Source organism: Janthinobacterium sp. GW456P (assembly GCF_002127655.1).
Lineage (GTDB): Bacteria > Pseudomonadota > Gammaproteobacteria > Burkholderiales > Burkholderiaceae_D > Janthinobacterium.
On sequence record NZ_NEHB01000030.1, the window covers coordinates 59,612 to 84,853 of the forward strand.

A 25,242-nucleotide genomic window follows, 5' to 3' on the forward strand; every position below is an offset into this window, starting at 1 on the left:
GACACCACCACCACGGCCAACAATGTGCCGCGAAGGCCAGGAGGTACATTGGCAGCACAATGGCCAAGCTGCGTAGGTCGGATTAGCGCAGCGTAATCCGACAATATTGTTGGCGCTGCGGTGATGTCGGATTACGCGCTTGCGCGCTAATCCGACCTACTGTCCTCCAACGGAAACACCAAAGTAAACGTCGTGGCGGCAGCGTCGGACGCCACACTCGCGCTGCCGCCATGTAACTGCATGATGGCCGTGACGATGGCCAGCCCTAATCCTGTGGAGGCGGCCGAGTCGCTGCGGGCCGGATCGGCGCGATAGAAACGCTCGAACAGGTGCGGCAAGTGGCGCGCGGGGATGGCGGGGCCGAGGTTGCTTACGCTCAATTCCACGCCCTCGTTGGTCGTGTGCGAACGCAATAAAATCGTGCTGCCCGGCGCCGCATGGCGGATGGCGTTCGACAGCAAATTGCCCAGTGCGCGGCGCAGCAGTTGCGGCTCGGCCGTCACCGTGCCGCTGCCGTGGCAGGCCAGCGCCAGCTCGCGCTCTTCGGCCAGGCCTTCAAAGAAATCAGCCAGGCGCAAGAACTCGTCCTGCACGGGCAAGACGTGCTTGACGAGCACCATTTCATCCTGCTGCGCGCGCGCCAGGAACAGCATGCTGTCGATCATGCGCGACAGCCGCTCCAGCTCTTCCACATTCGATGACACCAGCTGTTCATACTCGTGCGCGCTGCGCGGGCGGGCCAGCATGACCTGGCTTTGCCCCAGCAGATTGGTGACGGGCGTACGAAATTCATGCGCGAGATCGGCGGAAAACTGCGACAGCCGCGCATAGCCTTCCTGCAAGCGCGCCAGCATGGCGTTCAAGGCCTGGATCAGCGGCAAGAGCTCGGTCGGCGCGCCGCGCGCCTCGAGCTGCTGCCCCAGCTTGCCCGGCCGCACGAGGGCCGCATGGGCGGCGATATTGCGCAGCGGCCGCAATCCCCGCAACAACATCACGCTGGCCAGAATCGCCGCCACCAGCGCGCTGATGGCGACGGAGACGACGATCTGCCAGCGGTAGGCGGCAAACATGGCCGTGCGGTCGCCATACACCCGGGCGACGGCAATATCGGCCATCTGCGCCGGGTCGCCAATGCGCGCGCTGGCCGCCACCACCCTGGCCGGATAACCGTCGCGGCTGGTCCAGCTGACAATCGCGCTGGCCGTGACGGGCGCATCGACGGCGACGGGAACAGCATGCGCGACGTTCTCGCCATTCGGATTGACATCGATCAACCGCGTGCCATCGGCGCGCACGATGCGGACCAGGGAATTTTCTTGCCCGCTCATGGTGTCGCGGAAATACTGGGGCCGCTCGCGGATGATGTCGAGCGTGCCGGCATTGCCGAGCAGCTGCTGGATCTGCCGCAGTTTACCGAGCAACAAAATATCATCGCGGCGCTCGATTTCCGCGACGAACGAGCGGTACAAATGCATGCCCAGCCCGGCCGACACGAGCGCCACGATCAGCACGAACACGAGCGTGACGCGCAGGGTCAGCGAGCGGCGGAGTTCTGCCAGCTTCATGCGGCGGCGCCATTGTCAGGCACCGTGGGCGCGCGCAATTCGCAGACATAGCCCATGCCCCGCAAGGTGTGGATCAGCTTGGGTTCGAATGGATCGTCGAGCTTGCTGCGCAAACGGCGGATGGCCGCGTCGATGACGTTGGTGTCGCTCTCGAAATTGATGTCCCACACTTGCGAGGCGATGATGGAGCGCGACAGCACTTCGCCCTGGCGCCGCGCCAACAGATGCAGCAAGCCAAATTCCTTGGCCGTCAGGGCGATGCGCTGGCCTTGCCGGCTGACCTTGCGTTTCATCACGTCGATTTCCATGTCGCCGATGCGGATGACGTCGTCTTCACGCGGTGGCCCGCGCCGCAGCAGGGTGCGGATGCGCGCCACCAGTTCGGCAAACGCGAACGGTTTCACCAAGTAATCGTCGGCGCCCAGTTCCAGCCCTTTCACGCGGTCCTGCACCTCGTCGCGCGCCGTGAGGAAGATCACGGGCACGTCGGCACCGCCTTCCTGCAGGCGCAGCGCGCGCAAGACTTGCCAGCCGTCCATGATGGGCAGCATGACGTCGAGCACGATGAGATCAGGTGACTGCGTACTTGCCATGTGCAAGCCGTCGCGGCCATTGCGCGCCAGGCTCACCGTGAAGCCGGACTCGGCCAGGCCGCGCAGCAGATAGTCGCCCGTCTTCGGTTCGTCTTCGATTACCAGGATGCGCATGGCAGCTTTCTAAGGAGAATATAAAACCATTCTACGCCGCGCGCCGGGCATCGCGGATGATAAAAATGTCATGCGGCGATCATCTTCTCGTAGGGCAAGCCTGGCCATACTGGCATCATCTTGTTACCTGGACGCCATATGAAAACCCTGCTTTTCGGCAGTACCCTGCTGTGCCTGCTGGCCAGCCCCGCCCATGCCCAGCTGCGCAAGGTCGATGATCTTTCCCTGGCGGCGGCCAGCACGCTGGCGAATGCGGCCATGGCCGCGTGCCAGGCGCAAGGCCGGCACATCGTCGTCACGGTGCTCGACCGTGGTGGCAATGTCGTGACCGTGCAGCGCGCCGATGGCGTCGGGCCGCACAACATGGAAGCGAGCCGGCGCAAGGCCTACACGGCCCTGTCGACGAAAAACGATACCCAGGCGCTGGCCGTGGCCGCGCGCGGCAATCCCGACATGGCCAATTTGACGACGGTGCCGGAACTGTTGCTGCTGGGCGGTGGCCTGCCCTTGCGCGCCAAAGGCGAAGTCGTCGGCGCCATCGGCGTCGCCGGTGGCGGTGGCGCCCTGCAAGACCGGGCCTGCGCCCAGGCCGCCCTGGCCGCCATCCCTGAACTCGATTCCCCCACCCTGTGAAAGAAACGACGATGACCTATTGGAAAAAAATCACCGCCGCCCTGGCCTTCGCCAGCCTGTCTGGCATGGCGCTGGCCGCCAATCCCTTGAGCGTGCACATCCTCGACTTGCAGAGCGGCCAGCCGACGGCGGGCGTGACGGTCACCCTGGAACAGAAAAAAGGGGATGCTTGGCAACAGTTGGGCAGCGCCGTGACGAATGCGCAGGGGCGCATCGCGGCCATGTATCCGGAGCAGATGCCGATGCAGGCGGGCGACTACCGCATCGTGTTTAAAACAGGCGAGCACTATGCACGGCTGAAACAGGAAACATTCTTCCCGGAAATCCCCGTGCAATTCCACGTAGAAAAGACCGACCAGCACTATCACATACCGCTGCTGCTCAGCCCTTTCGGCTTTTCCACTTACCGCGGAAACTGAAGCTTAGCCTAGCGTCTTCGCCGTCTGCCCGAACAGCACGCTTTTCGCGTCGCCGCTGACGGTGGGCTGCACATTGATCTCGGCCGCGCGCGCATACGCGCGCACGGTGGCGGGACGGGCGGCGATGGCGGCGAACCAGCGCGCCAGATGCGGGAAATCTTCCAGCCTCTGGCGCTGACGCTCGTGCGGCACGATCCATGGGTAGATCGCCATGTCGGCGATGGAATACGTGTCGCCGGCAACGAATGCACGGTCCGCCAGGCGCTTGTTCAGCACGCCGTATAGCCGGTTCGTTTCATTGACGTAGCGCGTGATGGCGTAGTCGATGGGCTCGGGAGCGTATTGCACGAAATGGTGGTTTTGCCCGGCCATGGGGCCAAGGCCGCCCATCTGCCAGAACAGCCATTGCATGACCTCGGCGCGCCCGCGCATGTCGGCCGGCAGGAATTGCCCGCTTTTCTCGGCCAGGTATTGCAAAATCGCCCCCGACTCGAACAGGGACAAGGGCGCGCCGCCATCTGCCGGCGCCTGGTCGACGATGGCGGGGATGCGGTTGTTCGGCGCGATGGCGAGAAACTCGGGCTTGAACTGCTCGCCCTTGCCGATATGCACGGGAATGATGTTGTAAGGGATGCCCGCTTCTTCCAGGAACATCGTCACTTTGTGCCCGTTGGGCGTGGTCCAGTAATACAGGTCGATCATCGTGGTCTTTCCAGGTAGATAAGTAGGGCAGGCGAACTTGGCAGAACTATTGTCGCGCCGCAACTGATATGCATGGATATAATGCCACGTAAGCGAAAAACAAGACGGCGTCCAGGCAGGGCAAGCACCCACTAGCACCGTCACGCAGGCATCCCGACATTCCCGAGCACAAACAAAGAAAGCCGACCATGCGCAAATTCCTGATCGTCACGCTGTCCGTCCTGCTGTCAGGCTGTGTCCAGGACTTCGCCATCTACATGTTTGATGGGCAAGACCATTCCTTGACCGTGCGCCGCCAGCAACGCTATTTTTGGCAAGATACCGTGGAAGTGCAGCTGATGGCCACCAATCTGCCGCAATGCCAGCGCCTGCATATGCTGTCCACCGATGCGCCGGCCGACATCAAGGTCGAGCTGTTCGCGGCCGGCGATGGCCTGTGGAATATCCGCATGGGCAAGCAGCTGTGGCAGGCGGAAACGAATACCTGCAATGAGCTGACGGAAATGGAAAACGACCCGAAAGCCGACCTGGGTCAGCCGGTCGGGCAATTCGTGGTCGTCGATGACAAGCTGGAATTCGAGCCGGCGCCGCAAGCGCCAGCGCAGTAAAACCTTAACGCGCCGCCAGGCTGCGCAGCGGTTTTTTCGCCACGGCGCGCGGTGCGCCAGCCGAAGTGGCCGCCAGGCGCGGCGCCGTCCCTGACTCCTGCGCCGACAGTTTGAAGCGCGCCACCAGCTGAGCCAGCACGGCCGCCTGGTCCTGCATGCTCGACGCCGCTGCCGCCGCCTCTTCCACCAGTGCCGCATTTTGCTGCGTCACGCTATCCATCTCCGTGATCGCCTGGTTGACGTGGCCGATGCCCGTGCTCTGCTCGTGCGAGGCGGCCGTGATGTCGGCCATGATGTCGGTCACGCGCGACACGGAAGCGACCACCTGATCCATGGTCGTGCCCGCCTGTGCGACGAGGGTGCTGCCGGCCGCGATGCTGTCGACGGAGGCGCCGATCAGTTCCTTGATTTCCTTCGCTGCGCCGGCGGATCGTTGGGCCAGGTTGCGCACTTCCGACGCCACCACGGCAAAACCGCGTCCCTGTTCGCCCGCGCGCGCCGCTTCCACGGCCGCGTTGAGCGCCAGGATATTCGTCTGGAAAGCGATGCCGTCGATGACGCCGATGATGTCGACGATCTTGCGCGACGAAGCGTTGATGGTGTCCATGGTGCCGATCACTTGCGCCACCACGGCGCCGCCCTGGCGGGCCACGGCGGAAGCGGACTGCGCCAGTTCATTCGCCTGCACGGCGTTGCCCGCGTTTTGCGTCACGGTCGAGGTCAACTCCTCCATCGAGGCCGCCGTTTCTTCCAGCGAACTGGCTTGCATTTCCGTACGCGCCGACAGGTCCATATTGCCGCTGGCAATCTCGCTCGATGCCGTGGCGATCGTCTCGGCGCTGTGGCGGATTTCGCTGATCGCGTCGACCAGGTTGGTTTGCATGGTTTTCATCGCGTACAGCACGCTGTGGCGGTCGCTGGCATGCGTGCGCACGACGCCGCTCAAATCGTTATTCGCGATCTTTTCCGCCACGTCGGCCGCATACTCGGGATCGCCGCCCAGCGCATGGCGCAGGCTGCGGTTGATCACCACGACGACGGCGGCCAGCAGCGCGCACACCAGCACCAGCACGCCCAGCGAGGTGAGCAGCGACTGGCGGAAAGCCGCATCGATATCATCCATGTACACGCCCGTCACGATGGTCCAGCTCCATGGCTTGTAGGCCACCACGCGGCTCATCTTCGGTTCGGGCGTCTTCTGGCCGGGACGGGGGAAATAATAGTGGACGAAGCCCTTGCCCGTATCGCTCTTGCCGACGGCCACGATATCGCGGTACAGATAGGTGCCGTTCGCGTCTTTAAAATCCCCCATGTTCTTGCCATCGGTTTGCGGTGCGGCGGGATTCATCACGACGACGGCATCGAAGTTGATGATGGACAAATAGCCGGTCTCGCCGAAACGCATGCTCTTGATGACGGCGGTGGCCTGCTTTTGCGCTTCTTCCTTCGTCAGGGCGCCGCTGGCGGCCAGGTCGCCGAACATCTTGACGGCGCCCAGGCCCAGGTCGGCGGCATTGCTCAGGTCGGCGCTGCGTTCTTCGATGCGGATCTTGCGAATGTCCAGGGCGTTGTAGACAAAAATAACGGTGATGCACAACAGACTGCAAATCAGGGGAATCCATAACTTCTGCTGGAACGTCAATTTCTTCATGCTGTGTCTCCAACTCTCTATTGTGCGGCGAAGGGGCGTGGCCCGCTTCCAGCTCGGCTGGCCCGGAATGCGGCGGCAACGGTGCTCTGGCGGCACCGTTCTGACGACACCAGCATACGCTCGAACGACCGATATTTACAATGCCGGGAAGCAATGAATTTTGCCTGGTGTTGTTAATGCGTTGCGACAATTGATGAGAATTGATGTTGCGTTGCAATAAAAAAGGGGCCAACGGCCGCCATTCTTTTGAGCTACAGTCACTGCAGTTCCTTACCGCGCAGGAAGTCCCATGTCGACCACGTTTACCTGGCAAGGCTTTGCCATCCTGTCGGCCGTGTTCGCGGCCCTGACGGCCATCCTGGGCAAGCTGGGCGTCGCCCATCTGAACAGCAATATGGCCACTCTGATACGCACGGGCGTGATCCTGCTGGTGACGGCCGCCATCATTTCGCTGCGCGCGGAATGGCAGCGACCCAGCGGCGGCAACTGGGTGGGCTGGACTTGCCTGATCGCCTCTGGCGTGGCCACGGGGCTGTCGTGGCTGTGCTATTTCCGCGCGCTGCAGCTGGGTCCTGTCTCGCTGGTGGCGCCCGTCGACAAGCTCAGCGTGGCACTGGTGATGCTGGCGGGCTGGCTGGTGCTGGGCGAACCGTTCACCCTGAAAGCGGCGGCCGGCGGCGGCTTGATCGTACTCGGCTCGCTGATTTTGCTGCTGTGATGCACGACGCGGCACGCGGCGGCGGGCGTGTGTCAAAATGCGCTCCGGATACACGATGAATCACGAAAGCACAGCATGACCAAGAATGAAGCCATGAAACGCATCAACGACCGCCTGGGCAAACCCACGCTGACGGACAAGAACACGCATTTTGCCAGCGTTGCCAGCTATGGCACGGACGAAGGCTGGTGGCTGAAGATTCCCTTCCTGACCTTCAAGCAGGAATTACATTTTATTCTCAACAATGAGAAAACGAAAAGCTTCCAGCACCTGAAAATCGGCGCCAACCAGATCCTCAGCCCCGGCATGAAGTTCCGCAGCACGGGCGGCGCGGCCGACGCCTTCATGTCGGCCTCGGCGCCGAAACGCCTGGTCGACTTGCTCGACGGCGGCAGCAAGTACAACTTCACAAAACACTTCGTCAACGACTACCGCTACTGATGCGCGGCCGTGCTGCCGTCGCCTGGCGGCAGTTGCGGCGGCAACCAGGCACGGATCAAATGCTGCGCGATGTCGAGCGCGTCGTCGCGGCTGGTGCCGAAATGCAGGGGATAGCCCCAGAACTGGCCGAACATGACGGCAAAAGCCTTGCCGGCCAGGCGCTTGGCGGCGCTCGGCTCAACCAGCACCATGCCCTGAATATACGCACGCAGCGCGGCCTTGTGCCGCTTCATCCACAGTACGGCGCGCTTGCGCTCTTCCTGCGGATGGTCATGCCCATCCTCGTCCAGGCCTTCTTCGCTGAGAATCACAAACGCTTGCTGGCGCGCCAGCAGTTCCTCGAACTGGGCGAACAAGGCATCGTCGGGGCCGCTGGCGGCCTTGTCGCGGCGCATCCAGACGAGGGGGAAATCGGTGCTATCGAGTTGCATGGGAGACTCCTTCAAGGGGTTGCCGTTTCTCCTCACCTTCATCAGAACACGGGCGGCGGCGGTTGCCGTTGAAGCGGGGCTGCGGATGCCCATACGATAGCGTTGGCGGCCTCACGCGTCATTGCATAAAATAGCCACAATATTATTCAATCCAGCCAAAGTATTCCCATGCCCCATCCCCTCTTGCCCAGCATGCTGACGGCCCACCTGGGTTTGGACGATGACGCCGCCATCCTCGATTTCGACGTCGACGGCGTGCTGCGCCCCTTGCTGGCCGTGGGCCTGGCCAGCGTGCCCGAGGAGGCGGAGCAGGCGCCGCACCAGCACCGCAAGGGGCAGTTGCTGTATGCCACGCGGGGCGTGATTCATTGCGAGGTGGAAAGCGGCGTGTGGATCGTGCCGCCCCAGTGCGCCGTCTGGATACCGGGTGGCCTGATGCATTCGGCGCAGGGCGTGGGCGCGGCCGAGTGCTATTGCCTGTTTGTCGAGCCGGCCATGGCACCGGCTCTGCCGGCCGTCTGCTGCACCGTGGCCGTCTCGCCGTTGCTGCGCGAACTGATCGCCAAGGCGGCCGGTTTTCCCACCCTGGCCGCGCTGCAGGGCGCGCAGGAGCGCCTGGTGGCCACCCTGCTCGACGAATTGGCGGACGCGCCCGTGGAAGACTTGCATCTGCCGATGCCGCGCGATGCGCGTTTGCGTCGGCTGGCCGCCCTGCTGCTGGCGCAGCCAGCCGATAAAAGCACCCTGGCCGAGTGGGCCAGCCGCATCGGTATGAGCGAGCGCAGCATGACCCGGCTGTCGCTGGAGGAAATGGGAATGAGCGTGGGCGGCTGGCGCCGGCAATTGCACGTGATCCTGGCTTTGCAGCGGCTGGCGCAAGGCCACAGCGTGAAAGCGGTGGCGCTGGAACTCGGTTATGAAAACGCCAGCGGTTTTGTCACCATGTTCCGCAAGGCCGTGGGCAAGCCGCCGGCCCGCTACCTGGCGGAACGGGAATCCGGATGCGCATGAAAAAAGGCGGCATATGCCGCCTTCGTCCTGCATCGTCTGCGAAAATCAGACTTCGCGCGCCAGGGCCAGAAATTCCGTGCGCAGCGCCAGGTTCGGCTGCATCTCGCCCAGCATGGCCGAGGTGATGGTTTCTTCGCCCGGCGTGCGGATGCCGCGGCTTTCCATGCACAGGTGGCGGCAGCGTACGACCACGCCCACCGATTTCGGTTCCAGCACTTCCATCAGGGCATTAGCGATCTGCATCGTCATGCGTTCCTGCACTTGCAGGCGCTTGGAGAAGCAATCGACCAGGCGCGTCAGTTTCGACAGGCCGACGATCTTGCCGTTGGGTACGTAGCCGATGGTGGCCTTGCCGAAGAATGGCGCCAGGTGGTGTTCGCAATGGCTGTAGACGGGGATGCCGCGCACGACGATCAGTTCGTTGTACTGTTCCGCGCCATCTTCGAACGCTTTCAGCAAATCCACCGGGTCCTGGCCATAGCCGGAGGTCCAGTGCTTCCACGCCTTGGCCACGCGCGCCGGCGTTTCCAGCAAGCCAGGACGCTGCGGATCTTCGCCCAGGCTGCTGATCAGCCGGCGCCAGTCGTTTTCGGAGAATTCTTCTTGAGACATGCTACACCACCCTAAAATTTGCAATTGCCGCCAGTATATAGAAAATGCGGCAAGCTGCCCGAGCAGCCCCGGCTTTCTAGGCCGCTGGCGGGCGGTGCGCGCCCACCAGCAGCGCGGAAATCGACACGCTCGAACTCGCTTCCGGCCATGCATCGCCGGGGCCGAACCAGCGCGCCTCGGCGATCTCGTTCTCGTCGAGGCGAATTTCGCCATCGAGGTAATCGGCCGTAAACGCGATCATCAGCGAATGGGGAAACGGCCAGGACTGGCTCATGAAGTACTGCAAGTTATGCACGCGCAAGCCCACCTCTTCCATCACTTCGCGGTGCACGGCTTCCTCGATCGATTCGCCCGCTTCGAGGAAACCGGCCAGCGGGCTGAAGCGCTGCGACGGCGAATTCTTATGCATCGCCAGCAACACCTGCTCGCCCTTGCGGATGAGCACCATCATGGCGGGCGAAATGCGCGGGTACGCGAGCATGCCGCAGGCGGCGCACGTAAAGCAGCGTTCGCCGCGCGTGCGCTGCATGGGCGTGGCGCACGCGCCGCAGTGGCGGTGCGTGCGCGCCCACTCGGCCAGCTGCACGGCGCGGCTGGCCAGGCCCAGGAAATCATCGTCGACGGCGTTGAACAGCGAACGCATGCCGTGATACGCCAGGCCGCTATCGGCGGGCAACAACTCCGCATCCGCCCAGACGGTCTGGCAATAGCGGCCCTGCCACCAGCCCACCGGCTGGGCGCGGCTCAGGTCGATATCGAGCGCGGCCGCCTCGGCGGCAGTGGGCAGGGTCAGCTCGGGCGTACGCAACAATAAACGCCCGCGGTGAAAGATGAACGTCAGCGTCTCGTTGGCGGCCGGCGCCGGTTCGGGCGTGTCGATCAGGGGGACGAAAGCAAGGGGAGTGTGCAGCATGTGCTGGGAAGAAATTTGTAAAGGTTGCTCATCATACTCCCGCTGCCGGACGCTTGCGCGCATAGCAGTGCCCGGGCGGCAAAGCAAGCATTCATGAGCCATGCGCATGTTTTTTTTGCGCTAAGTCCAATTCGTTGCGTAAACGATACTGATAACGATTCTCATTTACGAAATAGCGCCCAGTTATTACAATACCGCCTATTCCGTCTCCATCGCCAGCCACTTGCCCGCGTGCCCAAGCACTGCGGCGCAGAGCCAGCCAGGAACCACTACCCTGACCTTATCGAGAGAGCAAGATGGCAATCAAGAGCCGCAAACACGCCCCAACCCGTTTCAACCAGCACATCGGCGCCGCCTTGGCCGTAATGCTGCTGCCCGTCGCCGCCCAGGCGGCCGACCCCGCCGGCCAAAGTGCCCCGGCATCGCAGCAAACCCTGAACGAAATCAAGGTCGTGGGCTCCAAGGAAAATGACTTCAAGGCCGAAAAAGCCTCGTCGCCGAAATACACGGAAGATCTCGTCAACACGGCGCAAACCATCGTCGTGATCAAGAAGGAATTGATCGAACAGCAAGGCGCGCTGACCTTGACGGATGCGCTGCGCAACACGCCCGGCGTCGGTACCTTCTTCCTCGGCGAAAACGGCAACACGAACACGGGCGACGCCGTCTACATGCGCGGCTTCGATGCCTCGGGCAGCATCTATGTCGATGGCGTGCGCGACGTGGGCTCCATCTCGCGCGACGTCTTCAACATCGAACAGATCGACGTGCTGAAGGGCCCGGCGGGCACCGACAGCGGCCGCGGTTCGCCGACCGGTTCGATCAACCTGGTCAGCAAGACGGCCACCATGGAAAACAAGTTCAATTCGCTGCTGACGGCCGGCAGCGGCAAGCAGAAACGCGCCACGGCCGACTGGAACCGCATCATCGACGCCGATTCCGGCACGGCTTTCCGCCTGAACCTGATGACGCAGGACAGCGGCAATCCGGCGCGCGACGAAGTCAAGAACAAGCGCTGGGCCTTCGCGCCTACCGTCACCTTCGGCATCGGCAAGCCGACGCGCATCACGGCCAGCTACCTGCACGTGGATCAAAATAACGTGCCCGACGGCTTCGTGCCCACCATCGGCCTGCCCGGCTACAGCACGCCGGACAGTATCACGTCGACGAACAAGGTCATCCGCACCTTCCTGAACAGCGCCGCCAAGGTCGATCCGAAGAATTTCTACGGTTCCACCGCGGACCACGACAAGGTCAAGGCCGATATGGGGACCTTGCGCATCGACCATGATTTCTTGCCCAACGTGCAGATCCAAAACACCACGCGCTACGGCAAGACCAAGCAGGATTACCTGCTGACGGCCTTCATGGGCAGCACCGCCAACCTGAAGACGCCGGTCGCCACCGATCCGTCGACCTGGACCCTGGCGCGCTCGCTGCGCACCGTCAAGGATCAGGAAAACACGATTCTGACCAACCAGACCGTGGTCAGCGCGCAATTCGACACGGGCGTGCTCAAGCACTCCGTGGTGGCCGGCGCCGAATTCACCAGCGAAAAGCAGACCAACTACAGCTATGTGCCTGCCAGCCTGGGCACGATGCCGGACGCCAATCTGTACCATCCGAACCCGCGCGACCCCGTCACCGGCTACCAGCCCGTGCGTAGCGGCGCCTACAGCCAAGGCGAAGTCAACACGCAAAGCGCCTATGTCTTCGACACCATCAAGTTCGGCGACAAATGGATCTTCAACGGCGGCGTGCGCTTCGACCACTTCAACACCAGCTATGACGCCGTCACCCTGCAAACGGCCGTCGCCGCAGGCCAGGTGCAAAAACTGCCGGTGGGCACGCCTATTCCCGTGCACATCACCCTGAACGACACCTTCGCCAACGGCAAGATCTCGGCCCTGTACAAGCCGACGCCGGACAGCAGCGTGTATGCGCTGTGGGCCACCTCGAAGGCGCCGCCGGGCACCAACTTCACGCTGAGCACGGGTGCCAGCAGCGCGCAAAATCCGATCTATGATCCGCAGGAAACCACCACCAAGGAAATCGGCACCAAGTGGGATTTCCTGAAACAAAAACTGTCGCTGTCGGCCGCCATCTACCAGACGGACGTGAAAAATGAAGTAGAACAAGATCCCGTCGACCTGATCTACTATCAGAATGGCAAGAAACGCGTGCAGGGCGTCGAAATCGGCATGGTGGGCGAGATCATGCCGAACTGGCTGGTCAGCGCCGGCTACACGCGCATGAATACCAAGGTCGAGTCTGGCAAGGTCGTCACGGCCAGCGGCATCAATAACCTCAGCTACACGCCGAAACAGGCATTCACGGGCTGGACCTCGTACACCCTGCCCTTCGGCCTGAAGATCGGCGGCGGCGCGCGTTACGTGGGTGAAATGCTGCGCGGCACAGATGGCGCCGTCGGTACGCCGGCCCGCGTGGATGCCTACTGGGTCTTCGACGCCATGGCGACCTACACCGTCAACAAGAACCTCGACTTGCAGTTGAATGCCTACAATCTGGCCGACAAGACCTATGTGGCGGCCATCAACAAGTCCGGCTTCCGCTACACGCCAAGCCAGCCCCGTTCCTTCAGCCTGACGGCCAATATCAAGTTCTAACATCAAGAGAACACGCATTGCGTCACGTCAAGCCCCTCTTCGGAGGGGCTTTTTTATTGTCCTGATAATCTTGTCTTTTTAGCGTAGCGCCACCCTGCCGTGACTAGCGTATGAAAAGTCATACAGCGATGGCCTGCCGCGTCCAATATTTCGCGCAAGCGTGCAAAGTTGCGACATCTAAGCAACAAAAAAGCTTCCTCGAATCAACAACTTAAGAAGTTAAGTCCCAAATTCCCATTTCAGGCATATCCTTTGCTATGTACAGGTTTTGCTGCAAATAATCGCTGGCACGCAAGGGCTTGTTTTTGAGAAATATTGACTCCAAGCTTGAGTTGCTCGCAATCAATAATCCGCTCACAGCGGCGTTTCACCGGAGGAGTCATAATGAAAAAGAAACGGCCATTAACCCTGTACATCCTGATTGCCATGATCCTCGGCATTGCCGTCGGTTATGGATGCCATTCCGCCTTCCCCGATGCGGACATGAGCAAGCAAATCGCTGGCAATATTTCCATCGTCACCGACGTCTTCCTGCGCCTGATCAAGATGATCATTGCGCTGCTGGTATTTTCCACCCTGACGGTCGGCATCGCCCACATGGGCGACGGCAAGACGGCCGGTCGCATCGGCCTGAAAGCCATGTGCTGGTTCGTCGTCGCCTCGCTGGTCTCGCTGGCGCTGGGCATGGTGCTGTCGAACCTGATGCAGCTCGGTACCAACCTGGGCTTGCCATTGCCCGACGTACACGCTTCAACGAATTTGAAAACGGCCGCCTTCACCTTGAAAGATTTCTTCACGCACCTGGTGCCGAAGTCGCCGATCGAGGCCATGGCCAACAATGAAATCCTGCAAGTGCTGGTGTTCTCGATCTTCTTCGGCGGCGCACTGGCCGGCCTGGGCGAATCGGGCAAGACCCTGACGGCCGTCGTCGACCAACTGGCGCAAGTCATGCTGCGTATCACCGGCACCATCATGAACCTGGCCCCGCTGGCCGTGTTCGCTGCAATGGCTTCCGTCATCACCACGCACGGCCTGGGCGTGCTGGTCACGTTTGCCAAGTTCATGGGCGGCTTCTACCTGGGCCTGATGTGCCTGTGGGCCCTGCTGATCGGCGCCGGCTTCGTCGTCATCGGCCCGCGCATCTTCAAGCTCGTCGGCCTGATCCGCGAACCGTTCCTGCTGGCATTCTCGACGGCCAGTTCGGAAGCGGCCTATCCAAAACTGCTGACGGCGCTCGACCAGTTCGGCGTGGACCGCAAGATTTCCAGCTTCGTATTGCCGATGGGCTACTCCTTCAATCTGGATGGCTCGATGATGTACTGCACCTTCGCCGTGCTGTTCATCGCGCAAGCCTACGGTATCGACCTGTCGATCGGCACGCAGATCACCATGCTGCTGCTGCTGATGCTGACCTCGAAAGGCATGGCCGGCGTGCCGCGCGCCTCGCTGGTGGTGATTGCCGCGACCCTGAACCAGTTCAATATTCCGGAAGCGGGCCTGCTGCTGCTGATGGGCGTCGACCAATTCCTCGACATGGGCCGTTCGGCCACCAACGCAGTCGGCAATGCCGTCGCCACGGCTGTCGTCGCCAAGTGGGAAGGTGGCCTGGCCACCGAGGAAGAAGCAGCCGCGGCCAACGCGGCCAACCAGAACACGGAAAGCCATTGGGGCGAAGCGGATCACGCTAGCAAAGCCTGATAGCGCCATGGCCCGCCACAAGCGGGCTATTTATTTGTTGTCGATGTTGAGTAACAAGCAGTCAGGTAGTGCGATCAGTAGTCATTCCAACTTATTAGAGAGATTTTCATGAAAAAAGTCCTGTTTACCCTGCTGACCCTCGGCGCAGCCTCCACCGGCGCCATGGCCCAATCGAGCGTGACCATCTACGGCGTGGCTGACGCCGGCCTGGTGTTCGACAAGGATGCGGCCGGAGACCGCCTGAACCGCGTCGCTTCCGGCGTCGCCTCGGGCTCGCGCATCGGCTTCAAAGGCAAGGAAGACCTGGGCGGCGGCCTGGCCGCTACCTTCGTGCTGGAAAGCGGTTTCAATATCGATACCGGTACCTCGGGTCAGGGCGGCCTGCTGTTCGGTCGCCAGGCCTATGTCGGCCTGACCGGCAGCGCCGGCGCCCTCACCCTGGGCCGCCAGTACTCGCCGTACTACCTGGCACTGCGCGACGTGGCCGATCCGTTTGTCATCGGCCTGGCCGGCACGGCGTCGAACCTGATGGTGACGAATATCCGCGTTGATAACATGGTGCAATACTCCACGCCGACCTGGAGCAAGCTGTCGGCCGACCTGGCGTATGGCTTCGGCGAAGTGGCCGGCGACAATGCGAAGAACCGCAGCATGGGTGGCGCCGTGCACTACATCGACGGTCCGCTGAACGTGACCCTGACGCACCACCGCAAGGAAAATGCGCTGGCGACCCAGCAAACGCGCAACAGCCTGCTGGCCGCCCGCTACGACTTTGGCGTCGTGCAAGGTAACTTCGGCTACGCCGACAACCGCGCCCTGGACAACAGCAAGAGCAACGACATCCTCGTCGGTTTCAGCGCCCCGTTCGGCGCCACCAAGCTGGTCGCGTCCTACATCCGCCACAACGACAAGAGCAATGTGAACCATGACGCGCAGCAATGGGCCATCGGCGCGTTCTACGCCCTGTCCAAGCGCACCGACCTGTACACCGGTTACGGCCACATCAGCAACAAGAACGGCGCCACCTTTGTCGTCGGCAATGCTACCGACAATGGCACCGGCAACAGCGGTTTCAACCTCGGTATGCGCCACACGTTCTAAGGACGTCGGCCAAAATCTACTGCGCGGCGCGCTTTGCGGCCGGCGATGCTCACCGTACTAAAGTACGGTTGCGCTTCTCGGCCACAAATCACTACCGCTCGCCACGATTTTGTCGGACGTCGAAAGGTCCGTGAAATAAATGCGTAAATGCGCAGGCCGCCGGATGTATGTCCGGCGGCTTTTTTTATGTTGAGACACATCAAGATGCGATACTGTGGGTTCTTGCAAGTTGGCAGCTGATTTTATGAATAGCAGTACTACTAAATCCTCCCTTTCCTGGCGCCAGCGCCTGTCGCAACGCTCGGGCCGCGAAACGCTGGCCTGGGGCGTGGTGCTGGCCGCCTGCCTGGCCACCGTCTGGCTCGTGTATTTCTGGACGGAACGCATCGCCATCGGCAAGCTGCAGGCGAGCGGCGCGCAGCGCCTCGAGGTATATGTGAGCAGCCTGGAAAATGCACTGGAAAAATACGACTTCCTGCCCAAGACCCTGGAACTGAACCGCGACGTGATCCGCCTGCTGCAGCACCCGGAAGACCCGGTGCTGGTCGACACCGTCAACCATTACCTGGAGCAGATGAATGCCCAGGCCAAATCCTCGACGATTTTCATCAGCAACCTCGACGGCAACACGCGGGCCGCCAGCAACTGGCAGCAGCCCGACAGCTTTATTGGCGATAATATTTCCTTCCGGCCCTACGCCCAGGACGCCTTGCGCGGCACGCCGGGCCGCTTTTATGGCGTGGGTACGACGCGCCTGGAGCCCGGCTACTTCTTTGCCCACGGCATCTACCAGAATGGCCACATGCTGGGTCTCGCAACGGTGAAGGTCAACCTGGAAACGTTGGAAAAACGCTGGGTACAGGGCGCGGACAAGGTCATGCTGGCCGACGAGCACGGCGTGATCTTCCTCAGTTCCATGGCGGACTGGAAATACAAGACCTTGGCGCCCCTGTCGCCCGCCATCGTCGAGGAACTCAACCGCACGCGCCAGTATTATTCGAAGCAGCTGGAAGCCATTCCTTTTGTTTCCGACCGCCAGCTGGGCAACGGCGCGCGCGTGATCAGCGTGCGCGAGCAGGAACACGCCGACACGCCACCGAAGACCAGCTCGAGCGTCATGACGCAGATCAAGCTCAAGTCGCCGCAAGGCTGGACTTTCATTTACCTGTCCGACCTGGCGCAGGCCAAGGCCAGCGCGCGCGCGGCGGCCGCCTTCTCGTGCGTACTGCTGGGATTTTTCATGCTGCTGTTCTTTTACCTGCGCCAGCGCCGCGCGGCCGTGGCGCAGAAATTGCGCGCCCGCGAGGACCTGCAGCATGCCTACGACAACCTGGAAGCCATGGTCGAGGAACGCACCTCGGAACTCAATGCCATGACGCAAAGCCTGAGCCAGGAAATCGAGGTGCGCAGCAAGGCCGAGCAGAAACTCCACATCACGCAGAATGAACTTTTCCAAGCAGGCAAGATGGCCGTGCTGGGACAGATGTCGGCCAGCATCACGCATGAGCTGAACCAGCCGCTGACGGCGCTGCGCACCATGTCCGACAATGCCGTCATTCTGCTCGAGCGGGGGAGGCTCGACGATGCGCGGCGCAACCTGGCGAAGATCTCGCAAATTGCGGCCAGGATGGGAACCATTACGGGGCAATTGAAGATCTTTGCGCGCAAATCGACGACCAGCCTGACTTCCGTCTCGATTCCCACGGCGATCAGCAACGCCCTGTTCCTGGTCGAACGCCGGCTGCAGGTGGAAAATGTGCGTTTTACGTTGCAACTGCCGCCCGAAGACATCTTCGCCATGTGCGAAAGCAACCGCCTGGAGCAGGTGCTGGTGAACCTGTACGCCAACGCGCTCGACGCCATGAACGGCAGCGAGGTGCGCAGCCTGCGCGTGGCCGTCGAATGCACGCCGGAGCACGTGCTGATCCACGTGGCCGACACGGGTCCCGGCCTGTCGACGGAAGTGTATGAACACCTGTTCGAACCGTTCTTCACGACCAAGCCGCAGGGCTTGGGATTGGGCCTGGGACTGGCCATTTCCGAACAGATCACGCGCCAGTTCGGCGGCGTGCTGCGCGCCGAAAACGCCCCCGGCGGCGGCGCCATCTTCACCATCGAACTACAGATAGCAACGCAGGAGGAAAAACATGTTTGACGGCTTGAAGGTCTTGCTGGTCGAAGACGACCCCACCGTACGCGAAGGCAGCGAGCAGGCACTGCAGCTGGCCGGTCTGGACGTGCTGGCCTTCCACTCGGCCGAACTGGCCTATAAACTGCTGACGCCCGATTTCCCCGGCATCGTGGTGAGCGACGTGCGCCTGCCCGGCATGAGCGGCCTGGAATTGCTGCAGGCGGTCAAGACGCTCGATGCCAACCTGCCCGTGATCCTCGTCACCGGTCACGGCGACATCACGATGGCCGTGCACGCCATGCGCACGGGCGCCTACGATTTCATCGAAAAACCGTATTCGTCCGACCAGCTGGTCGACGTCATCCTGCGCGCGCTGGAAACGCGGCGCCTGACGCTGGAAGTGCACAGCCTGCGCCGCCAGCTCGAGGACGGCGGCGGCATCGAAGCGCGCTTGCTGGGCAATTCCGTGGCGATGCGCGACATACGGCGTTTGATCCTCGACGTTGCCGACGAACCGGCCGACGTGCTGATCTATGGCGACACGGGCACGGGCAAGGAGATGGTGGCCCGCTGCCTGCACGACTTCAGCCACCGCCGCAAGCACAACTTTGTCGCCGTCAACTGCGGCGCGATTCCCGAAAGCATATTCGAAAGCGAAGTCTTCGGCCACGAACCGGGCGCGTTCACGGGTGCGGCCAAGCGGCAAGTGGGCAAGATCGAGCATGCGGACCAGGGCACGTTCTTCCTCGACGAAATCGAAAGCCTGCCCCTGTCCCTGCAAGTCAAATTGCTGCGCGTATTGCAGGAACGCTATATCGAACGCCTCGGCTCGAACGTGCCCACGCCCGTCGACGTGCGCGTCATCGCGGCGGCCAAGCTGGACCTGGAAGACTTGTCGCAGCAGCAGAAATTCCGCAGCGACCTGTATTACCGTTTGAATTTGATCGTGCTGCATCTGCCGCCGCTGCGCGAACGGCGCGAAGACATTCCCATCCTGTTCGAGCACTTCGTGCTGGCCGCCGCCGGCCGCTACAACCGCGCCGCGCCCGTGGTCTCGAGCGCCCAGATGCGCAACCTGATGGCCCATTCCTGGCCCGGCAATGTGCGCGAACTGCGCAATATCGCCGACCGCTTCGTGCTCGGCATCGCCGGTGGCGCCTCGAGCCTGCTGGCGGGCGGCCAGGCCAGCCCGCTGTCCTTGGCGGAGCAGGTGAACGGCTTCGAACGTGCATTGATCGAGCAGGAACTGCGCGCATATGCGGGCAATGTCAGCGAAGTGAGCGCCGTACTGGGTTTGCCGAAACAGACCTTGTATCACAAGATGCAGAAGTACAACCTGGTGGCGGAAGAGTTCCGCTAGGCGTCTGGAGGGAGGCGAAGCGATTTAAAAAAAGCAACAAAATATTGCCGAATAGTATATGTTGTTTCTTTTTGATGATTTCTTAAAACCAATGAAAAAACCTGCTTTCCTCTTGTTCCTGTTGCTCTGCAGCGCCAGTTTTGCCCAGGATACCACCACCACCGAAGCAGCCACCGCCGAAGCGGCCAGCGTGCCAGCGGCACCGGCAACATCGGCCATCAGCCGCCTGCGCCTGTTCGGCCAGAATGGCGCCACGGCCTTTCTCTACCGCGACAGCAGTTGCATCCGCGGCATGTTCAGCGATGGCGTGGAAAAGGCCAGTGGCGGCATGAGTTCCGCCTTCGGTTCCCTGATCGGCAGTGTCAGCAATACCAGCCTGGGCATCCCGGAAACGGAAACGTCGAAAAACCTGTCGCGCAAGGATGGGATTTTCTCGAAAGCCTATTTCCGCGAATATGAAGTTCCAGCCGACAAGCCAAGCAGCCTGCGTATCGGCTTCCAGGATGTTTCGCCATTTTATGTGGTCAACGGCATCAACTATGAAACCGTCTCGCCCAGCTGCAGTGGCGACATCACCTTCACGCCGCGCGCGGGCGAAGATTACGAAGCGGCGTTCTCGTGGGAAGGCAAGCGCTGCAGCATCAGCATCAACCGGGTGATCGCCAAGGATGGCAAGACGGAACTGGTGCCCGTGCCCATCACGCGCGCCCCAAGCTGCTAAGCAACATCAGCCGGCCCGACGAATCCCGTGCGCAAGGGCACGACCCAGTCGGGCCGCCCGTTGGCCAGCGCCAGCCGGGCCGCCTTGTCCCAGTCATACTTGACCGCATGTAACTGTGCCGTCCAGGCGCCATCGGCGCCCTGTTCCGCGATGGCATAGCGCGCGTGCGGCGTGCCGTTTTCCATCACGTGCGGATAGCCGTGGTCGTCGTCGTAGGCCTGCAAGCCGACGCTGCCCGGGTTGACGATCAGCCGTCCATCGGCCAGGCGCACCTGGCGCGGCACGTGCGTGTGGCCGCACAGGATCAAGGCCGCATCGGCCGCGCCGGCGCGTTCGGCCACCTCCTGCGGCGTGGCGGCGCGGCTGCCTTGCGGCGTGACGCTGTCGAGAAAATACACGAGATCGCTTGTCGGCGTGCCATGCACGAGCAGCACGTCTTTGTGCAAGCGCAAGGTGGCGGGCAGCGCCGCGATCCAGTCCAGTTGCTCCGGTAACAGTTGCGCGCGCGCAAAAGCGTCGGACACCCCCATGCGGGCCGGATCGCCCAGCAGCTGGCGCTCGTGGTTGCCGCGGATGGTGGGCAAGCCGAGTCCCATCAGGCGCGCCGCCGTGGCGCGCGGCTGCAGATGGCCCGAGACGATATCGCCCAGGTTGACGGTCACGTCCACGTCACGCCGGGCGATGTCGGCCAGCACGGCGTCCAGCGCATCGAGGTTGCCGTGGATATCGGAAATGGCGGCGATTCTCATGTTCCCTCCTGTGCGCCCCATTCTGCGCGCGTCAGACGATACAGGCAATGGGTGCGCAATGCGTGCCCTGGCGGCAGGGCCGGATGCTCGAAGGTGGCAGCATCGCGACGCATGCCCAGGCGCGCCATCAAGGTGCTCGAGCGCACGTTGGGCAAGGCCGTAAACGAGACGATCTCCGGCAGTTGCAAACGCTCGAAACCAAGCTGCAGGGCGGCGTGCGCCGCTTCCTGCGCGTAACCTTGTCCCCAGTAATCGAATGCCAGGCGCCAGCCGATTTCCACGCATGGCGAGCACGGCAATTGCGCGTCAGGGCTATGCAGCCCCGTCATGCCGATGAAGGCATTGTTTTCACGCAAGGTTACTGCCCATAAACCCCAGCCCCGCCCGGCGATCAATCCGCTGCAGCGCCGCGCCATGGCGTCGCTGGCGTCGCGCGACAGGGCGGCCGGGAAATATGCCATCACGCGGGGATCGGCATTCAGGACTGCGAATGGCGGCAAGTCGCTGTCGCGCCATTGGCGCAGCAGCAAACGCGGTGTCGCCAGCTCGATGATGGCTTGCATCGTTTTCCTCTCCTCTAACCAGGACTTACATACGGTAGGACAAATCCGACGGTAATTTGCGCCGTGCGGCTACGTAATTTAAAAGTAACAATTGCTACCATTTCCTCATTGCACTGTTGCCCAAAACGTCGCGACAGTTTTCACTTTATTTTGAGGAGTTACCCCATGTCTGTCATGTCCGTGTCCACCCGCCTGTCCCCACCACGCCCGCACCACCTCGCCTTGCGCGGCGCCATGATGCTGGGCGTGTTGGGCATTGCCACGGCGGCCGCCACTGCACGGGCCGAGCCATCGCCCACCCTGGACCGTGTCAGCATCTCGGTGGGTGCGTTTTCCGCCGATCCGCGCATCAATATCGGCGCCGACACGCAATTTGGCCGCATCGACGCGCCCGAATCGAAGCAAAGCCATACGACCATCCCGCGCATCAAGGCGGACTTGCTGATCGGCGACCGCCATGGCCTGGCATTCGACTACTACCGCTACGACAAATCCTACACGCCAAGCCTGACGGGCGAGACCATCATCAATGGCCAGCCTGTCACGGGCACGGCCACGGCAAATGCCGATCTGAAGCTGGACCTGGCCAAGCTGGCCTATAAATGGTGGCTCGGCAGCGGCAACGACACCTTGGGCATCGGCCTGGGCGCCGCCTATTACCATGCCAACTTGAACGGCACGGCCACCGGCATCGTCAATGGCGCAACGGCCACGGCGCGCGACTCCATCGGCGAGCACGCGTTTGCGCCGCTGCTGGAAGTGGGCTGGCGCCATGCCTTCACGCCGGATTTGCGCATGTATGCGGAAGCGTCGGGCATCAAGAAAAACGGCGGCCGCATCAACGGCCACATCTACGGCGGCAATATCGGCGTGGAGTGGTTCCCGTTCAAGAATATCGGTTTCGTGGCCGACTACGGCATCTCGAAAATCAAGCTGCACCGCGACAGCGAACGCGATGCCGACCTGAACATCCGCCTGACGGGACCGTCGGCATATGTAAAAGTACGCTTCTAAACCGGCTCAGGCCGCCGGTTTCAGCAAAGTCAGCTGGAACTGCGGCAAGTCCGGATCCTCGTACGCCTCGATCCTGGCAAACGGCAGGCGCGCAAATGCCTGCCGCCAGAACGCGCAGGCAGCGGCATCGGCGCGGAACATCGCCACCATCCACGTCTGCTCGCTGCCCAGCAGCACGCGCCGCACCACTTCCAGCGCCACGCCCCGGCGCCGGTACTTCTTCAAAATAAAGAAGTCGCTGAACTCCTGCACCGGCAGCTTGCCCGCCACGCCAGGCTCCGTGATGAAAAAGCCCGCCAGCGCACCATCGACCTCGATCCAGACGGCAGTATGCGTGGGCGCATGCACGTACTCGGCCAGCCCGGCATCGCACACATCGTAGCGGCCGTCGGCCAGCACGTCTTCACCGCTCCAGGCGGTATTCTCATAGCAGTACAGCTGGAACAGCTGCGCCAGCGCCCCTTCTTCGCCGGGCGCAACGGCGCGTAATGTCATGTTCTGTGCGACTGGCATGGTCCCGTCTTTCCGACGCCTGGCGTCGCTGAAAATAGCGAGTGTAGCACCACGCCACTCTTCCCCCTGCTGCATTCCAGCGCTGCATTGCCACGCCAACAGGCCGCGCTATCGGTGACAGCGCGGCCTGTTTTTTTCTGCGCGGTCAATACCTCAACGGTACACGAGACCGCCATCGATCAGCGGCGCCTGGCCCGTCATGTAATCGGCGTCAGGCCCCGCCAGGAAGGAAACGAGTCCCGCCACGTCATCGGGCGTCTCGGCGCGTCCCAGCGCGATGCCGTCCACAAATTTTTTATACGTCGCACCCAGTTCGGCGCCTGTCACTTCGGCCATGCGCTTGTCGATCTCGACCCACATGTCCGTGCCGACGACGCCAGGGCAATACGCGTTGACGGTGATGCCGTCGGCCGCCAGTTCCTTGGCCGCCGCCTGCGTCAGCGCGCGCACGGCAAACTTGGTGGCGCAATACACGCCCAGCAGAGCAAAGCCGTCATGCCCGGCGATGGAGCAGGCATTGATGATCTTGCCCTTCTGCTTGCGCTTCTTGAAGGTCTTGGCGGCCGCCTGGATGCCCCAGAGCGTCCCCTGCACATTGATGCGCATGATACGGTCGACCTCTTCCGGCGTGACGTCGAGCAGCGGCTGCACTTGCGCGATGCCCGCGTTGTTGACGATGATGTCGAAGCCGCCCAGTTCCTGCTCGGCAAACGCCACCGCTTCGCTCACCTGATCGAGCTGCGACACGTCGGCAATGAAGGTGACGGCGCGGCGCCCCAGCGCACGCACTTCGGCGGCGGCCGTGTCCAGCTTTTCCTGGTTCAAATCCACCAGCGCGATATCGGCGCCATCCTTGGCCAGACGCAAGGCGATGGCCTTGCCGATACCTTGCGCGGCACCGGTGACCAGCGCGACTTTTCCGGAAATACCCATTCTGCGTTCCTTTCAATACAGGGAAGAAGAGCTGCAAAACCGGTCCGGCGCAGCGGCGCCCGCAGCCAGTTCCGCATCGAAGAGACGCTTCAGCCTACCCGAAAATCGTATTTCGCCGCATCTTCAAACGTGCGCGGCCAGAAAAAGTACATAGGTCAAGAAAGGTGAAAAAACCGTCCTCGAACTGGCCATACGTGCGCTGCCGTCCAGGCGCATGGCCACCGCTGGCGCAGGATGGACGGCATCGCCACCGTCTGCTTATTCATCGACGGTCAAAGGAAATGCCATATGCTGCGTCGTCACCTGCCCCTTTGCCCCGGCCTGCTGCTGGCGGCCCTCGTTTTGACCACGCCTGCCTGAAGCGCCGACCCTGTCCACAAGGAAACAGTGGAGTTGACGGCAGGCAAAGCCGCGTACAGCGTGCAAGACAAGATCAAGGGCTACGCCACGGCCGCATACACGCTCACGGGCAAGGCGGGTCAGACCCTCGGCGTCAAGCTGAAAACCAATCAGGCGTCGAATGACTTCAACATCCGCCAGTCAGGCCAGGAGGAAACGCTGTTCATCGGTTCAAACAGCGGCAACAATTTCGAGGTAAAACTGCCGGCCGATGGCGAGTACACGGTGCAGGTCTACCTGATGCGCAACGCGGTGCGCAGGAGTGCGGCGGCCAGCTACAGCCTGGAGATGGGGCTGCGCGATTAAGCAAGAGAGCGGTCAACGCGGTCGATGCGGCACGCATAACAGCCCCGCTTGGCATTGTGGACGTGGATATAACTGACGTCCGCATTGCCGAATAGTCGTGCAATGACGGCCTCGATGGCGGCGCCTTCCACCACATCGGCATCGAGCATCATGCCGTCGGCGCAATAGGCACGCAGCGACAACAAACGCCGCCGCATCGATTCCGGTACTTGATTGATGGCATCGTACACTTGCGTGGCGCCCTCGCGGATAAAAATGGCGTGGCAAGCCCGGTAAGGCGTCATGGCGGGCTGGCACACATGATTCAACAGCAGCACGGTCTCGCCCGGCGCGGCGTCCTCCAGCGTTATACGGTCAGGAAATCCGGGGTATTGGTCGACCACGTAGCGCCGCATGCCGAGCGCCGCCAGCTCGGCATCGGATAGGAAAAAAAAGGGCAGAAAAGGCTCGGGCGACAGCCCCGTAATGCGAAAATCCATGCTGTTCTCCGGCGTCGTCAAAAACACCATCAGACCAGCATCCTGACAGCGCCGCCATCCGCTTCTTGCTGCCGAATGAAACAATGCGACCCGGGATTGCCTTCTACCACCGGTGTTGTCCAGTCCTAAAATAGGTTGACAGTATTTATTGCTGTAAAAACGCCCGATGCACCGCATCGGGCGTTTTGTATTTCAGCGCCGTATGCGGCCGTTCCTGGTTATAGATCCGCACCGATT

General features: G+C 62.0%; 27 protein-coding genes. 14 read left to right on the plus strand and 13 right to left on the minus strand.

From position 1 onward, the window contains the following. Positions 1-146 precede the first annotated feature (146 nt). Together CBW66_RS22920 and CBW66_RS22925 are read right to left on the minus strand one after the other, a co-directional pair. Positions 147-1,565: a heavy metal sensor histidine kinase gene (locus tag CBW66_RS22920; RefSeq protein ID WP_086139376.1), complete on the minus strand. Its 1,419-nt coding sequence runs from the start codon at positions 1,563-1,565 to the stop codon at positions 147-149. After that, entirely contained in the window at positions 1,562-2,272 is a 711-nt protein-coding gene (locus CBW66_RS22925; RefSeq protein ID WP_086139377.1) for a heavy metal response regulator transcription factor, read from the minus strand. Before CBW66_RS22925 ends, CBW66_RS22920 begins: the two co-directional genes overlap by 4 nt. 138 nt (positions 2,273-2,410) lie before the next feature. Between CBW66_RS22925 and CBW66_RS22930 the strand changes: the two genes are divergently transcribed. Beyond that, positions 2,411-2,905 (plus strand): heme-binding protein, encoded by a 495-nt coding sequence (locus CBW66_RS22930; protein ID WP_086139378.1) that lies wholly within the window; start codon positions 2,411-2,413, stop codon positions 2,903-2,905. Between the two features lie 11 nt (positions 2,906-2,916). After that, positions 2,917-3,324, plus strand: a complete 408-nt coding sequence (gene uraH, locus CBW66_RS22935; protein WP_086139403.1) for a hydroxyisourate hydrolase — start codon at positions 2,917-2,919, stop codon at positions 3,322-3,324. A gap of 3 nt (positions 3,325-3,327) precedes the next feature. On the opposite strand, the gene CBW66_RS22940 is transcribed toward uraH, so the two are convergent. Continuing rightward, positions 3,328-4,026, minus strand: a complete 699-nt coding sequence (locus CBW66_RS22940) for a glutathione binding-like protein (protein WP_086139379.1) — start codon at positions 4,024-4,026, stop codon at positions 3,328-3,330. Between the two features lie 188 nt (positions 4,027-4,214). Here CBW66_RS22940 and CBW66_RS22945 point away from each other — a divergent pair, with 188 nt between their 5' ends. Further along, on the plus strand, positions 4,215-4,634 hold the full coding sequence (locus tag CBW66_RS22945) for a hypothetical protein (RefSeq protein WP_086139380.1): 420 nt from the start codon (positions 4,215-4,217) through the stop codon (positions 4,632-4,634). 4 nt (positions 4,635-4,638) lie between these two features. On the opposite strand, the gene CBW66_RS22950 is transcribed toward CBW66_RS22945, so the two are convergent. Then, the gene (locus CBW66_RS22950) at positions 4,639-6,285 is read right to left on the minus strand and encodes a methyl-accepting chemotaxis protein (RefSeq protein WP_086139381.1); all 1,647 of its coding nucleotides are present in this window, start codon (positions 6,283-6,285) and stop codon (positions 4,639-4,641) included. Positions 6,286-6,574: 289 nt separating this feature from the next. Here CBW66_RS22950 and CBW66_RS22955 point away from each other — a divergent pair, with 289 nt between their 5' ends. Beyond that, entirely contained in the window at positions 6,575-7,003 is a 429-nt protein-coding gene (locus tag CBW66_RS22955) for an EamA family transporter (RefSeq protein WP_086139382.1), read from the plus strand. A 75-nt stretch (positions 7,004-7,078) separates the two neighbouring features. Further along, entirely contained in the window at positions 7,079-7,444 is a 366-nt protein-coding gene (locus CBW66_RS22960) for a hypothetical protein (protein WP_034781254.1), read from the plus strand. Here the strand turns inward: CBW66_RS22960 and CBW66_RS22965 are convergent. Then, entirely contained in the window at positions 7,438-7,875 is a 438-nt protein-coding gene (locus CBW66_RS22965; RefSeq protein ID WP_086139383.1) for a hypothetical protein, read from the minus strand. The genes CBW66_RS22960 and CBW66_RS22965 overlap by 7 nt on opposite strands. A gap of 168 nt (positions 7,876-8,043) precedes the next feature. Between CBW66_RS22965 and CBW66_RS22970 the strand changes: the two genes are divergently transcribed. Continuing rightward, positions 8,044-8,886 carry a helix-turn-helix transcriptional regulator gene (locus CBW66_RS22970; RefSeq protein ID WP_230492360.1) on the plus strand — a complete coding sequence of 281 codons (843 nt, stop codon included), beginning with the start codon at positions 8,044-8,046 and terminating at the stop codon, positions 8,884-8,886. 45 nt (positions 8,887-8,931) lie between these two features. Here the strand turns inward: CBW66_RS22970 and folE are convergent, their stop codons facing one another. Together folE and nudC are read right to left on the minus strand one after the other, a co-directional pair. After that, positions 8,932-9,498 carry a GTP cyclohydrolase I FolE gene (gene folE, locus CBW66_RS22975; RefSeq protein ID WP_034781250.1) on the minus strand — a complete coding sequence of 189 codons (567 nt, stop codon included), beginning with the start codon at positions 9,496-9,498 and terminating at the stop codon, positions 8,932-8,934. Positions 9,499-9,574: 76 nt separating this feature from the next. Continuing rightward, positions 9,575-10,411 carry an NAD(+) diphosphatase gene (nudC, locus tag CBW66_RS22980; protein ID WP_086139385.1) on the minus strand — a complete coding sequence of 279 codons (837 nt, stop codon included), beginning with the start codon at positions 10,409-10,411 and terminating at the stop codon, positions 9,575-9,577. A 296-nt stretch (positions 10,412-10,707) separates the two neighbouring features. On the opposite strand from nudC, the gene CBW66_RS22985 reads away from it, so the two are divergent. The 6 genes from CBW66_RS22985 (at position 10,708) to CBW66_RS23010 (ending at position 20,049) form a co-directional block, all read left to right on the plus strand. Further along, entirely contained in the window at positions 10,708-13,038 is a 2,331-nt protein-coding gene (locus tag CBW66_RS22985; RefSeq protein WP_086139386.1) for a catecholate siderophore receptor Fiu, read from the plus strand. A 384-nt stretch (positions 13,039-13,422) separates the two neighbouring features. Then, positions 13,423-14,736 (plus strand): dicarboxylate/amino acid:cation symporter, encoded by a 1,314-nt coding sequence (locus tag CBW66_RS22990; protein ID WP_070224793.1) that lies wholly within the window; start codon positions 13,423-13,425, stop codon positions 14,734-14,736. A gap of 108 nt (positions 14,737-14,844) precedes the next feature. Further along, entirely contained in the window at positions 14,845-15,837 is a 993-nt protein-coding gene (locus tag CBW66_RS22995; protein ID WP_086139387.1) for a porin, read from the plus strand. 244 nt (positions 15,838-16,081) lie between these two features. Then, the gene (locus CBW66_RS23000) at positions 16,082-17,992 is read left to right on the plus strand and encodes an ATP-binding protein (RefSeq protein ID WP_086139388.1); all 1,911 of its coding nucleotides are present in this window, start codon (positions 16,082-16,084) and stop codon (positions 17,990-17,992) included. Beyond that, entirely contained in the window at positions 17,985-19,328 is a 1,344-nt protein-coding gene (locus CBW66_RS23005; RefSeq protein WP_086139389.1) for a sigma-54 dependent transcriptional regulator, read from the plus strand. Before CBW66_RS23000 ends, CBW66_RS23005 begins: the two co-directional genes overlap by 8 nt. Positions 19,329-19,419: 91 nt before the next feature. Then, positions 19,420-20,049 (plus strand): hypothetical protein, encoded by a 630-nt coding sequence (locus CBW66_RS23010; protein WP_139841718.1) that lies wholly within the window; start codon positions 19,420-19,422, stop codon positions 20,047-20,049. Here CBW66_RS23010 and CBW66_RS23015 read toward each other — a convergent pair. Both CBW66_RS23015 and CBW66_RS23020 read right to left on the minus strand, forming a co-directional pair. Beyond that, complete coding sequence (locus CBW66_RS23015) at positions 20,046-20,798, minus strand: metallophosphoesterase (protein WP_086139391.1); 753 nt, start codon at positions 20,796-20,798, stop codon at positions 20,046-20,048. The genes CBW66_RS23010 and CBW66_RS23015 overlap by 4 nt on opposite strands. Then, on the minus strand, positions 20,795-21,361 hold the full coding sequence (locus CBW66_RS23020; protein WP_086139392.1) for a GNAT family N-acetyltransferase: 567 nt from the start codon (positions 21,359-21,361) through the stop codon (positions 20,795-20,797). The genes CBW66_RS23015 and CBW66_RS23020 overlap by 4 nt, the downstream gene beginning before the upstream one ends. A gap of 165 nt (positions 21,362-21,526) precedes the next feature. Here CBW66_RS23020 and CBW66_RS23025 point away from each other — a divergent pair, with 165 nt between their 5' ends. Then, positions 21,527-22,375 carry a hypothetical protein gene (locus tag CBW66_RS23025; protein WP_086139393.1) on the plus strand — a complete coding sequence of 283 codons (849 nt, stop codon included), beginning with the start codon at positions 21,527-21,529 and terminating at the stop codon, positions 22,373-22,375. A gap of 6 nt (positions 22,376-22,381) precedes the next feature. Here CBW66_RS23025 and CBW66_RS23030 read toward each other — a convergent pair whose 3' ends face one another. Both CBW66_RS23030 and CBW66_RS23035 read right to left on the minus strand, forming a co-directional pair. Beyond that, on the minus strand, positions 22,382-22,870 hold the full coding sequence (locus CBW66_RS23030) for a hypothetical protein (protein WP_086139394.1): 489 nt from the start codon (positions 22,868-22,870) through the stop codon (positions 22,382-22,384). A gap of 171 nt (positions 22,871-23,041) precedes the next feature. Continuing rightward, complete coding sequence (locus CBW66_RS23035; protein WP_086142945.1) at positions 23,042-23,821, minus strand: acetoin reductase; 780 nt, start codon at positions 23,819-23,821, stop codon at positions 23,042-23,044. 393 nt (positions 23,822-24,214) lie between these two features. Here CBW66_RS23035 and CBW66_RS23040 point away from each other — a divergent pair, with 393 nt between their 5' ends. Next, complete coding sequence (locus CBW66_RS23040) at positions 24,215-24,526, plus strand: hypothetical protein (RefSeq protein WP_086139396.1); 312 nt, start codon at positions 24,215-24,217, stop codon at positions 24,524-24,526. On the opposite strand, the gene CBW66_RS23045 is transcribed toward CBW66_RS23040, so the two are convergent. Further along, positions 24,523-25,035, minus strand: coding sequence for a DUF1203 domain-containing protein (locus CBW66_RS23045; RefSeq protein WP_205701163.1), 513 nt, complete (start codon positions 25,033-25,035; stop codon positions 24,523-24,525). The genes CBW66_RS23040 and CBW66_RS23045 overlap by 4 nt on opposite strands. A 115-nt stretch (positions 25,036-25,150) precedes the next feature. Then, positions 25,151-25,242 (minus strand): integrase core domain-containing protein (locus CBW66_RS28700; protein WP_139841719.1); only part of this gene is annotated, 92 nt, incomplete at its 5' end.